This is a genomic window from Massilia sp. Mn16-1_5 (assembly GCF_004798585.1).
Classification (GTDB): Bacteria; Pseudomonadota; Gammaproteobacteria; order Burkholderiales; family Burkholderiaceae_D; genus Telluria.
Genome location: NZ_PPXQ01000005.1, coordinates 134,242 through 146,929 on the forward strand (window position 1 = coordinate 134,242; position 12,688 = coordinate 146,929).

Below are 12,688 nucleotides of genomic sequence, written 5' to 3' on the forward strand. Positions count from 1 at the left end.
TCAGCGCCTGGCTGGAGCCCAGCCGCCTAGCGCTGCGCGCGCGGCTCCTGGGCCACGGTCGTGGCCGCCGATCCGCCCGCAGGCAGCGCGCCGCCCCGCTCCACCGGCTTGGCCGACCACTTCAGTTGCGCGACATCCGGCTCGCTCACGGCCACCCAGCCCGCCGCCGGCAGCAGCGGCACCAGCAGCAGCGCGACGATGTTGATGATCTTGATGAGCGGGTTCACCGCCGGGCCGGCCGTGTCCTTGTAGGGGTCGCCGACGGTGTCGCCGGTCACCGCCGCCTTGTGCGTATCGGACCCCTTGCCGCCGTAGTTGCCGTCCTCGATGTATTTCTTGGCATTGTCCCAGGCGCCGCCGCCGGTCGTCATCGAAATCGCCACGAACAGGCCGGTGATGATCGTGCCCATCAGCAGTCCGCCCAGCGCCGCCGGCCCCAGCAGCATGCCGACCGCGATCGGTACCACCACGGGCAAGAGCGACGGCAGGATCATTTCCTTGATCGCCGAGGCGGTCAGCATGTCGACCGCCTTGTGGTACTCGGGCTTCGCGGTGCCGGCCATGATGCCGCTGATCTCGCGGAACTGGCGCCGCACTTCAACCACGACCGCACCGGCGGCGCGTCCCACGGCCTCCATCGCCATCGCCCCGAACAGGTAGGGAATCAGGCCGCCGATGAACAGGCCGACGATGACCATGGGATTGGACAGCTCGAAGGCCATCGACATGCCGGCCGTGTCCAGCGCATGGCTGTAGTCGGCGAACAGCACCAGCGCCGCCAGGCCGGCCGAACCGATCGCATAACCTTTGGTCACGGCCTTGGTGGTGTTGCCCACCGCGTCCAGCGGGTCGGTAATGGCGCGCACCGAATCGGGCATGCCGCTCATTTCGGCGATGCCGCCTGCGTTGTCGGTGATCGGACCGTAGGCGTCGAGGGCGACGATGATGCCGGCCATCGACAGCATCGAGGTGGCGGCAATCGCGATGCCGTACAGCTGGCCCAGCTGGTAGGCGACCAGGATCGCGATGCAGACCACCAGCACCGGATACGCGGTCGACTTCATCGACACGCCGAGACCGGCGATGATGTTGGTGCCGTGCCCGGTGGTCGAGGCTTCGGCGATGTGGCGCACCGGCTTGAATTCGGTGCCCGTGTAGTACTCGGTGATATAGACCATCAGCCCGGTCAGCACGATGCCGACGATCGCGCAGCCCAGCATGCTGGCGCGCATGGCGCTGTCTTCCCACACCAGCCAAGTGACGACGATGAAGCCGAGCAGCGACAGCCCGGCGGCCCACCACAGGCCTGTGTAGAGGGCCGACATGATCTTCCCGCTCGGCCGCGCGCGCACCATCGAGCAGCCGACGATCGAACCGAGGATGGAGACCGCGCCCAGCAGCAGCGGATAGATCACGGCCGCGCCGTTTTCGCCGCCCACCAGCAGTGCGCCCAGCAGCATGGTGGCGATCAGGGTGACGACATAGGTTTCGAACAGGTCGGCCGCCATGCCGGCGCAGTCGCCGACATTGTCGCCCACGTTGTCGGCGATCACCGCCGGATTGCGCGGATCGTCTTCCGGAATCCCGGCCTCGACCTTGCCGACCAGGTCGGCGCCGACGTCGGCGCCCTTGGTGAAGATGCCGCCGCCCAGGCGCGCGAAGATCGAGATCAGCGAGGCGCCGAAGGCCAGGCCGATCAGCGGCGCGATGATGTCGTGGCGGGTGCGGCCGCTGCCCTCGCCCATGCTGGTGAGGAACCAGTAGAACAGGGTCACGCCCAGGAGGCCGAGGCCGACCACCAGCATGCCGGTAATCGCCCCGCCCTTGAAGGCCACCGCCAGGGCTTCCTTCATCCCCGTGGCGGCGGCCTGTGCGGTACGCACGTTGGCGCGCACCGAGACGTTCATGCCGATGAAGCCGCAGGCGCCCGAGAGTACGGCGCCGGCGAAGAAGCCGAGCGCGGTCCAGGGACCGAGCAGCGCGTAGATGGCAATCAGCAAGACCAGCCCGACGATGCCGATGGTGCGGTACTGGCGCCCGAGATAGGCCGAAGCGCCTTCCTGGATGGCCTGGGCGATGGCGCCCATGGTGGCGTTGCCGGCATCCTGCCGGAGGATCCAGGTGCGGGCCCAGAGCCCGTAGACAACCGCGATGACGCCGCATGCCACGGCAAACGCGAGATAGTTTGCAGCCATATCGTCCCCTTAGTTTTTCGATCAAGTCACAACAACACAACGAAGAATGCTTCCCTCACCGGCGAAGCAGTCTGACTCACTGCGTACTGCAAACCTTTGATTAAAACTTATGGTGCGACGGATGGCTGGAGCGGTCATCCGGGGCAAAAAAAAGCGGACCTTGCCGTCCGCTTATTGTCTTACTCCGAGAGCGCGGCGAATGCCGCGTCGCGGACCTGTTCGACCGGTCCCACGCCCGAGATCTTGCGATACTTCGGTGCGCCCGGCAGGCCGGACTGGGCCCAGTTGTTGTAGTAGCCGAGCAGCACTTCGGTCTGGTTGTGGTAGACCTCGAGGCGCTTCTTGACGGTTTCTTCCTTGTCGTCGTCGCGCTGGACCAGCGGCTCGCCGGTCACGTCGTCGATGTCGGCGACCTTCGGCGGGTTGAACTTCGTGTGGTACACGCGGCCCGAACCCGGGTGCGAGCGGCGGCCGCTCATGCGTTCGACGATCAGTTCGTCCGGCACGTCGAACTCGAGCACGTAGTCGACGTTGATGCCGTTGTCCTTCATGGCGTCGGCTTGCGCGACGGTGCGCGGGAAGCCGTCGAACAGGTAGCCGTTGGCGCAATCGGCTTCCTGCAGGCGATTCTTTACCAGGCCGATCATGATGTCGTCCGACACCAGGCCGCCAGCGTCCATTACCTTTTTCGCCGCCAGGCCCAGCTCGGTGCCGGCCTTGATCGCCGCACGCAGCATGTCGCCGGTGGAGATCTGCGGGATATTGTATTTTTCCTTGATGAAGTTAGCCTGGGTGCCTTTGCCGGCGCCAGGCGCTCCTAACAGAATGAGACGCATGAAGAATTCCTAAGACAGATGTTGAAAATTGTTATTGTGTTGGCAATGAACGTCAATTGATGCATATCTGACTACCTTGGTACGAAACTTACCACAAAACCAAGCCCTAACGCCAATCCCGGCGCTTGCAACAAGGGTTTATTGAGGCAGAACAGACGGTCCGTGAATCAATTGCCACACAGATCAAAACGGACTAATCAGGACGCATACTGCAGGCGGACCCGCGCCAGGTCTTCCGGCGTATCGACACCGGCCTCGGGCGCGCTGTCGGTGACGTGGACCGCGATCGGATAGCCATGCCAGAGCACGCGCAGTTGTTCGAGTGCTTCGACCTGTTCCAGCGGTGCCGGTTCCAGCCCCGGATACGCTTGCAGGAAGGCGTTGCGGTAGGCGTACAGGCCGATGTGGCGCAGCGGCGCATAGCCGGGAGGAAGCATGTCGCGGCTGGCGGCAAAGGCGTCGCGTGCCCAGGGGATGGTGGCGCGCGAGAAATACAGCGCCCTGCCCGCCTTGTCGAGCACGACCTTGACGACGTTCGGATTGAAAACCTCAAGCACTTCGCTCAGCGGATGCGCGCAGGTGGCCATCGGCACGTCGACGCCGATGCGGCCGGCGCAGGCGGCCAGCAGCGCCGGGTCGATCAGCGGCTCGTCGCCCTGCAGGTTGACCACGACCTCGTCCTCGGCCAGGCCCAGTTCGCGCGCCACTTCGGCGATGCGGTCGGTGCCGGACGGATGGTCGGCACGGGTCATGCGCGCGTCGACCCCATGCGCCGCGCAGGCGGCCAGGATGTCAGCGTGGTCGGTGGCGACCACGATGCGGGCGGCGCCGGACTCGCGCGCACGCTCGGCGACGCGTACGACCATCGGTTTACCGCCCAGGTCGGCGAGCGGCTTGTTCGGCAGGCGGGTCGAGGCGAGCCGTGCCGGGATGATGACCGTAAAGCTCATACCGGCTCGATCTTGCGCGCCTGGTCGGCCCACATGATCGGGATGCCGTCGCGGATCGGATAGGCAAGGCGGTCCGGACGGCAGGTCAGTTCCTGGGCCTTCTTATCGTATTCGAGCGGCCCCTTGCACAAGGGGCAGACCAGGATATCAAGCAAGCGAGCGTCCACGACATTTCTCCACAATGAGGTCGGCCACGGCGGCGTCGATGCGCGCCGTGACCGGGACCACCCACAAGCGTGGATCGTCCTTCAGGTTTTCAAGTTGCCCACATTTTACTGCATCCTTCTCGGTGATCAGGATGACATCGGCATCGACCGCGGCAAAAGGGTTGTCGCGGAAATCGTAATGGTCGGGCAAAGGCAGCTCGTCGAAGGCGAGACCGGCGCCGCGCAGCAGGGTGAAGAAGCGGCCCGGATTGCCGATGCCGGCAGCGGCCAGCACGCGCTGCCCGGCAAAGGAAGCCAGCGGCCGGCGCTCGCTCGCGGTCGCCAGGCGCTCGGCGCTGTCGCCCACCAGCTGCATCTGGAACGGCGCACCGCCGACCGCTGCTGCCAGTTCCGGCGTGATCTGCGGCGCGTTGACGACCGTGACGTCGCGCCGGCGCGAGCGCGGCTCGCGCAAGGGGCCGGCCGGCAGCAGCCAGCCATTGCCGGCGCCGCGGCCGTCGAACAGCAGCACCTCGACGTCGCGCGCCAGCGCGTAATGCTGCAAGCCGTCGTCGGTGAGAACGACGTTCACGTCGGGATGCGCGGCCAGCAGCGCCCGGCCCGCCTCCACGCGCTTCCTGCCGACGAACACCGGTACGCCGGCGCGGCGCGCGATCAGCAGCGGCTCGTCGCCGACATCCACCGTATCGGAATCCAGCGTCACTTCGCGTGGCGCCTCGCCTTCGGCGCCATGGCCGCGCGAGATCACGCCCGGACGCAAGCCCGCGTCGGTCAAGGCTTGCGCCAGCCAGATCGTCAGCGGGGTCTTGCCGGTACCGCCAATAAAGATATTACCGACCACGACGACCGGCACCGGCAGCCGTCCTGCCTTCAGGATGCCGGCGCGGTAGAGGCCGGCACGCAGGCCGCTCAAAACACGGAACAGCAGCGAGACCGGCCACAGCGCACAGGCGAGCGGGCCCCGGCGCAGCCAGGCGCGTGTCAGTGTCGATTCAAGGGAATTATTTTTGGACATAAAAAAAGGCGCAGCACCAGGCAGGCACTGCGCCTATCTGGTGCCGGGCGTTTACTTCTTGCCGCCGGTCTGGGCAGCGAAGGTCAGCTTGTCGTAGCCGGCCAGGCGTGCCGCCTCGAGTACGTTGATCACCATCTGGTGCATCGCGAACTGGTCGGCGTTGACGATGATGACGGGGTCCGCCACCGGCTGGCCGTTCGGGCCCTGGCGCGCGGCCGTTTTGAGGTCGTCGGCGAGGCCGGCGACGCCGTTGAAGGACACCGGCGTGTTGTTCACCGTGTAGTTGCCCTTGGCGTCAATCGTGACGTTGATCTCGAAGGGCTTCTCGGCCACCTTGTCAGCGTCGGCCGTCGGCAGCGTGATCTGCAGCTCGGTAAATTTACTGTAGGTGGTCGAGACCATCAGGAAGATGAGCACGACCAGCAGCACGTCGATGAAGGGGATCAGGTTGATCTCCGGATCCTCGCGCTTGCGGCCGCGGCGGAAATCCATCATTTGCGTGCCCCGTGGACGACGTCGACGAATTTCACGGCCTGCAGTTCCATGTCGATGATGAAGCTGTCGACCAGGGCGCGGAAGTGGCGGTAGAACACCAGGGCCGGCATGGCAATCGCGAGGCCGAAGCCGGTGTTATACAGGGCCACCGAAATACCGTGGGCCAGCTGGGCCGGGTTGGCGCCGCTGGCGTTTTGCGAACCGAAAATCTCGATCATGCCGACCACCGTGCCGAACAGGCCCATCAGCGGCGCGAGCGAGGCAATCGTACCCAGGGTGGTCAGGAAGCGTTCCAGCACGTGGGCGACGCCGCGGCCGGCCTCCTCGATCGATTCCTTCATCACGTCGCGCGGGGCGTCGACGTTGCGCAGCGCGGCGGCCAGCACGGTACCGAGCGGGGAATTCTGTTCCAGCGTGCCGATGATCTCGGGAGTGGCCTTCTTGTTGCGGTAGACCTGGATGACTTCGGCGAGCAATTGCTTCGGCAAGATTTTTTCACGGCGCAGGTAAATCAGGCGTTCAATGATCAAGGCCAGGGCGACGATGGAGGCGATCAGTAAGGGCCAGATAGGCCAGCCGGCGGCTTGAAGAATGGCGAACAAGAGAACTCCTGAAGATGAAGAATGGGATAAAGCTTCGCTGTAGAAACGGATGAGACGCGAATGCGGCAATGTAGCAAGTTGGCAGCAATGCGGCAAGTACAGTTCTGCACAAGTTCTGTGGATAAAATTGTGCGCAAGGCCCTGCTCCAGATCAAAGAAGCTTGATTCTTAAGGGAATTTTTCCTCTGCGCAATTATGTAGCACCTGCAGAAACATGCGTTTTCAGACCGTAGACGCGGTGCTGTACGGGGGTTTCTCGGCGCCGACTTGTAAACATTTTCTGTGGATAAAATTGTGCGCAATGGCCTCTACCAAGCAATAAGTTATTGATATTCATCAATATTTTCTTCAAGTTCAAAAATGAAGCACTTCCATGCTGCCCCTCGAAGCCATGCGTTTTGTCAGAGGTTTCCCACATTTTTTGTGGACAAAATTGTGAGCAAGGGGACCGAGCCCAATCCAAGTAATTGATTTCATTAGAAAAAGAGTTGCTGGTGCAAAATTAGGCATGGGGCCTTGTCCACATCCACCGTCTCGGCCCAAGCGAAGTAGTGGAGCGTATGCCCTGCCTTGCCCGAGCGGCACCGTCTCTGCACACTTTCTGTGGAAAAGAATGTGCGCAAGCCCCCTTGCGTTCGCTTAAGTGCTTGATTCGACACAGATTAAAACGCGTGCTTGTTTTTACGGCAGTCCCGACAGTACGTCCAGGTGGCGTCCGGCAGCCAGCCGAGCCCAGCGTTCTACACATTTTCTGTGGACAAAATTGTGAGAAAGCACCTTGAGCTAGCGCAAGCTCTTTGTTTTTAAAGGACAAAATATGCCTGCACAAAATCTTCGCAGTGGCCCGGGCGCAGCATAAGTGCTCTCATCGGGACGCGACCCAATCGTTTTCCAACCAGCCCAGCTTTCATGAACCTGCGTCGAAGAAGCGTCTTTGCACACAAACTGTGGAAAAGAGTGTGCGCAAGCTCAGGGTCTACACCTTAAGCGATTGATTCGAAACAGAAAACCCCTACCTGCCCGCTTCTTGGGCAGTGCACAAGTCTTATGGAAGAGTTCCCCACATTTTTTGTGGATAACATTGTGTCCAAGTGCATTTCCCACCCTCTAAGTCCTTGATTTAAAACAAATCGACCTGGGTTGCCAGCAAAAAAGGCGATATGCATACCTGTGCGATTCGGTACAAAAATCCCTTGTCGTCCGGCCCGGCATATGCCATAAGCTTTCCGCTTCATCTGTCCGCGATCACGCCATGCTGAACCAACCCGACTCCGACGCCACCTACGCCGCGCCGCCCGTCCTCACCGTCTCCGCCCTGAATGCCCAGGTCGCGCGCCTCCTCGAACGTTCCTTTCCCCTGACCTGGATCGGCGGGGAAATCTCGAATTTCACCCGCGCCAGTTCCGGACACTGGTATTTCACCCTGAAGGACGACGCGGCCCAGGTGCGCGCGGTCATGTTCCGCGGCCGCGCCCAGTACGCCGGCTTCGTGCCGCGCGAAGGCGACAAGGTCGAGGTGCGCGCCCTGGTCACGCTGTATGGCGCGCGCGGCGATTACCAGATCAATGTCGAAGCGATCCGCCGTGCCGGCGTCGGACAGCTATACGAGGCCTTCCTGCGCCTGAAGGACAAGCTGACAAGCGCGGGCCTGTTCGACCAGGAGCGCAAGCGCGCCCTGCCCTTGTTTACACGCAGTATCGGCATCGTCACCAGCCCGCAGGCGGCCGCGCTGCGCGACATCCTCACGGCCCTGAAGCGGCGCGCGCCGCATGTGAACATCGTGCTGTATCCGGCGCCAGTGCAGGGCCAGTTCGCGGCCCAGAAAATCGCCGAAGCCATCATGACGGCGTCGCACCGGCTTGAAGTCGACGTGCTGCTGGTCTGCCGTGGCGGCGGCTCGATCGAGGATTTATGGAGCTTTAACGAGGAAGTCGTGGCGCGCGCCATCGCCGCCTGCAGCGTGCCCGTCATTTCCGGGGTCGGCCACGAGACCGACGTCACCATCGCCGACTTCGCCGCCGACATGCGCGCCGCCACGCCGACGGCCGCGGCCGAACTGGCGGCCACGCCGCGCGATGACTGGATGGCTTCGCTGGCCGCCGACGCCACCGACCTGCGCCGCGCCATGCGGCGCCAGCTGTCGGAAGCGAACCAGGGCCTGGATAACCTCAGCCGCCGCCTGCTCAGCCCGACGGCGCAGATCGCGCACCAGCGCCTCAAGTTGCGCGCGGCGGCATCGAGCCTGACCCACGCGGTGCGCACGCCCCTGAACCGCGGCGGCGTGCTGCTGGCCCAGCTGCAGCAGCGCTGGGCCCGCCACCGGCCCGAGGTGCGCTCGCTGCGCGCCCAGCTCATCTCCGAAGGCCGCCACCTGAACGCAAGCCTGTGCGGCGCGGTCAAACAGCGGCGCGACGCCCTGGAAGCCCTGGCGGCCCAGCTGGAACTGCTGAACCCGCAGCGCACGCTCGAGCGCGGCTATGCGATCGTCAGCAATGCCGACGGCCATGCACTGCGCGCGCCGGGCCAGATCAAGGCGCGCCAGGTGCTGATGGTGCGCCTGGCCGAGGGCAGCGCGGAGGTCAAGGTATCGAGCGTACAGGCGCGCATCGAATGAGCTTGGCATCCTGATACGCAGCAAACAAGCAAGGTCACCCCATCCGGTTTAAAATATGCGCCGTTTCGGAAGAATTACTTCGTTTCCAACCAAATAGAGGAATAAGACATGGAACACACTCTGCCACCGCTGCCGTACGCCAAAGACGCTCTCCAGCCGCACATCTCGGCCGAGACCCTGGAATACCACTACGGCAAGCACCACGCCACCTATGTGACGAACCTGAACAACCTGATCAAGGGCACCGAGTTCGAAAACATGTCGCTGGAAGAAATCGTCAAGAAGTCCTCGGGCGGCATCTTCAACAATTCGGCCCAGGTCTGGAACCACACCTTCTTCTGGAACTGCATGTCGCCAAACGGCGGCGGCGCGCCAACCGGCAAGGTCGCCGACGCGATCAACGCCAAGTGGGGTTCGTTCGACAAGTTCAAGGAAGAGTTCTCGAAGTCGGCCATCGGCAACTTCGGTTCGGGCTGGACCTGGCTGGTGCAAAAGGCCGACGGCGGCGTCGACATCGTCAACACCTCGAACGCCCACACCCCGCTGGCGTCGGACGACAAGGCCCTGCTGACCTGCGACGTCTGGGAACACGCTTACTACATCGACTACCGCAACGCCCGCGCCAAGTTCGTGGAAGCGTTCTGGAACCTGGTCAACTGGGAATTCGTCAACAAGAACCTGGCGTAATTTCCTCGTCTTCCGGTCCAAGGCCGGAACGAAGATCGTGGCCCGCTTCGAGCGGGCCTTTCTTTTTGTCCCCTTCATGCCGTCGGCATGGAACGCGGCGTGCCCGCAACGCTTCCCTCCCGCCATACTTGATCCACACCAAGTCGTAATGCCTCCGCACCACCTCGGTGCGCATTCACGCGTTTAATGGTCCCGGTACATTTCCTGACGGACAGCAATGTCCCGATTCCATTTGACCAGGGAGAACGCGTGAACATCCAAAAACTGATCACAGCTTCATGTTTCGTCGCCGCGGCGCTGGCGGCAAGCGGTTGCGCCATGCCCGGCGCCGGCGGCGGCAAGGTGGTGCTGTCGACCGACCAGGTCTACCCCGCCATCGGGCCTTACTCGCAAATGATCGGCCACGGCAAGCTGATCTATTTCTCGGGCGTGATCGCGCTGAACAAGGCCGGCACGGCGATCGAGGGCGCGACCATCGAGGAGCAGACCAATAAAGTGCTCGGCTACATCGGCGCCGAGCTGGCCTCGCAGGGCCTGGGCTTCGAGGACGTGTTGACGAGCACGGTCTACATGCAGGACCTGAACGAGTTCGCCGCCATGAACGCCGTCTACGGCCAGTACTTCAAGAAGGATCCGCCATCGCGCGCCACGCTCCAGGTCGCACGCCTGCCGCGCGACGCGAAGATCGAGATCGCCATCATCGCGGCGCGCCGCTGATGCCCGCTGATACCCGCTGATACCCCATTATCGACAGGAGACCCGCATGCACCAGGACACGACAGCACTGATCGACACGAACACCGCAGGCAAGGCTCCGGCCCACTGGGGCCAGAACAGGCGCGACTTCCTGCGCATCCTCGGCTCCGGCGCGCTGGCCGCCACGCTGGGGCCGCTGGCGGGCTGCAGCGACGGCCACGCCGCCAGCCGCACCGAGGAGCTGCGCAACCTGCTGCTGGCCGACGAAGGCTTCTGGCGCGACGTGAATGCGATGTTCACGCTGAACCCGGCCAAGCGTTTCATGAACATCGGCACGGCCGGCTCGATGCCGAAAGTGGCGCTCGACTTGTTCGACACGGAAAACCGCGCCAAGGCCATCGAGTCCGGCAACGGCTACACCAACCTGCTGGCCGAACGCACGCAGGTCGCGCCCGGCTTCGGCGTCGATCCGGACGAACTGGCCTTTTCGGCCAACACCTCGTCCGGCATGTGCCATGCGATCCTCGGCCTGCAGTGGAATCCGGGTGACGTCGTCGTCACTACCAACCACGAGCACGGCGGCGGCGAAACGCCGCTGGCGATCGCGGTGGCGCGCTACGGCATCGAAGTCTCGCGCATCCCTCTTCCCGTAGGCAACGCCCAGAGCGCGCAGCTCTACGTCTCGCTGTTCGACCAGCGCATCCGCGAACTGCGCACGCAAGGCAAGCGGGTGCGCGCGATGATGTTCTCGGCGCCGACCTACAAGACCGGCACCATGCTGCCGATCGCGGAACTGATGGAAGTGGCCAAGCGCCACGAGCTGATCAGCATCGTCGACGGCGCCCACCTGCCCGGCATGATGGCCTACAACTATGCCGAGCTCGGCATGGACTTCATGTCCGGCGCCGGCCACAAGTGGCAGTGCGGTCCCGGTTCGACCGGCATCCTTATCGTGCGCAACAAGATCCGCGCCAGCAATCCCCTGCCGCTGCCGGCCTGGTACCCGATCCACACCAGCAGCTGGACGCCGCGTGCACGCACGACCAACGGCACCGCGACCTGGGACGTCGCCGCCACCATCACGTCCTGCGGCAGCCTGCATACGCCGATGTTCCATGGACTGGTCTCAAGCTGCGGCATGTGGGACCAGATCGGCCGCAAGAAGATCGAGACCTACGACCTGACCCTGTCGGCCTATCTGAAGGAACGCATCGCCGAAATCTGGGGCGTCGACCGCCTGTACTCGCCGAAGGACGATCCGAAGCTGGTGTCGGCCGTGACCTCCTTCAATCCCTTCAACAACGCCAACGATGTCATGAACAGCGCCAAGTCGGGCGAATTCGTGGCGCGCATGCTGAGCGACTACAGCCCGGGCTTCGTGATTCGCAACGTCAACGTGCCGGTGATCGGCGCGCCGAGCGACCACTACGTGATCCGGATCTCGACCCACCTGTGGAGCAGCGTGGACGACATCGACAAGCTGGTCGCGGCCATGGACGACCTGCGCCGCAAGATGGGCTGAGCCTTCCCGCCCGTCCGCAAGAGCCGCCGCGTGCGGCTCTTTTTTCGTTTACAGGCGCATCCATTTGTCCCGAAAATGTATTCGACTGTAGTCAGAATGTCGTGGTCCTGTGCTTCGAACCGATTGCATCTATACAATATCGGGCTGGAGGAGAACAGCATGTACCGAGTGTTATTGGTGGAAGACGACGCGCGCCTGGCCGAGCTCGTCACGGAGTACCTGTCCGGCTACGAGTTCGCGGTCGAACTGGTCACGCGCGGCGACGAGGCGCTGGCGCGCTTCCAGGCCTTTGCGCCGGACGTGGTCGTGCTCGACCTGATGCTGCCGGGGCTGGACGGCATGGTCGTGTGCCGCCAGATCCGCGAGCTGTCCGAGGTGCCGATCCTGATCCTGACTGCGCGCGAGGATTCCTATGACGAAGTCTCGGGCCTGGAGCAAGGCGCGGACGATTTCGTCAACAAGCCGGTCCAGCCGCGCGTCCTGCTGGCGCGTCTGCGCGCCCTGCTGCGCCGGACCCAGCCAAAAAATGTACCCGACAGCGGCGAACTCGTCTTCGGCGCCCTGCGCATCGTCGGCGCCGACCGCACCGTGTACTGGCGCGACGAACTCTGCGTGCTGAGCAATACCGAATACAAGCTGCTGCTGGTGTTGGCCGAAGCGGCCGGGCGCGTGCTCTCGCGCGACGAACTGCTGAAGAAGATGCGCGGCATCGAATTCGACGGCCTCGACCGCAGCATCGACAACTGCATCTCGAAGCTGCGCCGCAAGTTCGACGACGCCAAGTCGGAGAAGATCAAGACGGTGTGGGGCGAAGGCTACCTGTTCTCCCCCTCGGCCTGGGGCTGATCCGTAGGGTGGGCATGCCCACGCGTAAACGTCGCGTCAAGTTGGCTTCGTTCGAGAAAAGAC

The 12,688-nt window shown here is 63.5% G+C and carries 12 protein-coding genes; 5 read left to right on the forward strand and 7 right to left on the reverse strand.

The window, feature by feature from the left end; all coding sequences use genetic code 11:
• Window positions 1-26 precede the first annotated feature (26 nt).
• From C2862_RS07430 to C2862_RS07460, 7 genes are all read right to left on the reverse strand, one after another.
• Window positions 27-2,195, reverse strand: coding sequence for a sodium-translocating pyrophosphatase (locus C2862_RS07430; RefSeq protein WP_136219484.1), 2,169 nt, complete (start codon window positions 2,193-2,195; stop codon window positions 27-29).
• A 179-nt stretch (window positions 2,196-2,374) separates the two neighbouring features.
• Entirely contained in the window at window positions 2,375-3,031 is a 657-nt protein-coding gene (adk, locus tag C2862_RS07435; protein WP_136219485.1) for an adenylate kinase, read from the reverse strand.
• Window positions 3,032-3,228: 197 nt separating this feature from the next.
• Window positions 3,229-3,981: a 3-deoxy-manno-octulosonate cytidylyltransferase gene (kdsB, locus tag C2862_RS07440; protein WP_136219486.1), complete on the reverse strand. Its 753-nt coding sequence runs from the start codon at window positions 3,979-3,981 to the stop codon at window positions 3,229-3,231.
• On the reverse strand, window positions 3,978-4,148 hold the full coding sequence (locus C2862_RS07445; protein ID WP_081926130.1) for a Trm112 family protein: 171 nt from the start codon (window positions 4,146-4,148) through the stop codon (window positions 3,978-3,980). The genes kdsB and C2862_RS07445 overlap by 4 nt, the downstream gene beginning before the upstream one ends.
• A complete protein-coding gene (gene lpxK / locus C2862_RS07450) occupies window positions 4,129-5,163 on the reverse strand; it encodes a tetraacyldisaccharide 4'-kinase (RefSeq protein WP_136219487.1) in 1,035 nt (344 codons plus the stop codon). Before lpxK ends, C2862_RS07445 begins: the two co-directional genes overlap by 20 nt.
• Window positions 5,164-5,214: 51 nt before the next feature.
• Window positions 5,215-5,655 carry a biopolymer transporter ExbD gene (locus tag C2862_RS07455; RefSeq protein ID WP_136219646.1) on the reverse strand — a complete coding sequence of 147 codons (441 nt, stop codon included), beginning with the start codon at window positions 5,653-5,655 and terminating at the stop codon, window positions 5,215-5,217.
• Window positions 5,655-6,260, reverse strand: coding sequence for a MotA/TolQ/ExbB proton channel family protein (locus tag C2862_RS07460; protein WP_136219488.1), 606 nt, complete (start codon window positions 6,258-6,260; stop codon window positions 5,655-5,657). Before C2862_RS07460 ends, C2862_RS07455 begins: the two co-directional genes overlap by 1 nt.
• Window positions 6,261-7,512: 1,252 nt before the next feature.
• Between C2862_RS07460 and xseA the strand changes: the two genes are divergently transcribed.
• The 5 genes from xseA (at window position 7,513) to C2862_RS07485 (ending at window position 12,625) form a co-directional block, all read left to right on the forward strand.
• On the forward strand, window positions 7,513-8,874 hold the full coding sequence (gene xseA / locus C2862_RS07465; protein ID WP_136219489.1) for an exodeoxyribonuclease VII large subunit: 1,362 nt from the start codon (window positions 7,513-7,515) through the stop codon (window positions 8,872-8,874).
• Window positions 8,875-8,982: 108 nt separating this feature from the next.
• Window positions 8,983-9,561, forward strand: a complete 579-nt coding sequence (locus tag C2862_RS07470) for a superoxide dismutase (protein ID WP_136219490.1) — start codon at window positions 8,983-8,985, stop codon at window positions 9,559-9,561.
• Window positions 9,562-9,810: 249 nt separating this feature from the next.
• Window positions 9,811-10,278 carry a Rid family detoxifying hydrolase gene (locus C2862_RS07475; RefSeq protein ID WP_229467335.1) on the forward strand — a complete coding sequence of 156 codons (468 nt, stop codon included), beginning with the start codon at window positions 9,811-9,813 and terminating at the stop codon, window positions 10,276-10,278.
• A gap of 46 nt (window positions 10,279-10,324) precedes the next feature.
• Entirely contained in the window at window positions 10,325-11,779 is a 1,455-nt protein-coding gene (locus C2862_RS07480) for an aminotransferase class V-fold PLP-dependent enzyme (protein WP_136219492.1), read from the forward strand.
• 159 nt (window positions 11,780-11,938) lie between these two features.
• Window positions 11,939-12,625 (forward strand): response regulator transcription factor, encoded by a 687-nt coding sequence (locus C2862_RS07485; RefSeq protein ID WP_136219493.1) that lies wholly within the window; start codon window positions 11,939-11,941, stop codon window positions 12,623-12,625.
• Window positions 12,626-12,688: the final 63 nt, after the last annotated feature.

Coding starts and splice junctions, on each gene's coding strand:
- C2862_RS07455 (WP_136219646.1), bottom strand. CDS start 5,655: ATGGATTTCCGCCGCGGCCGCAAGCGCGAGGATCCGGAGATCAACCTG.
- C2862_RS07485 (WP_136219493.1), top strand. CDS start 11,939: ATGTACCGAGTGTTATTGGTGGAAGACGACGCGCGCCTGGCCGAGCTC.
- C2862_RS07480 (WP_136219492.1), top strand. CDS start 10,325: ATGCACCAGGACACGACAGCACTGATCGACACGAACACCGCAGGCAAG.
- C2862_RS07430 (WP_136219484.1), bottom strand. CDS start 2,195: ATGGCTGCAAACTATCTCGCGTTTGCCGTGGCATGCGGCGTCATCGCG.
- kdsB (WP_136219486.1), bottom strand. CDS start 3,981: ATGAGCTTTACGGTCATCATCCCGGCACGGCTCGCCTCGACCCGCCTG.
- lpxK (WP_136219487.1), bottom strand. CDS start 5,163: ATGTCCAAAAATAATTCCCTTGAATCGACACTGACACGCGCCTGGCTG.
- xseA (WP_136219489.1), top strand. CDS start 7,513: ATGCTGAACCAACCCGACTCCGACGCCACCTACGCCGCGCCGCCCGTC.
- C2862_RS07470 (WP_136219490.1), top strand. CDS start 8,983: ATGGAACACACTCTGCCACCGCTGCCGTACGCCAAAGACGCTCTCCAG.
- adk (WP_136219485.1), bottom strand. CDS start 3,031: ATGCGTCTCATTCTGTTAGGAGCGCCTGGCGCCGGCAAAGGCACCCAG.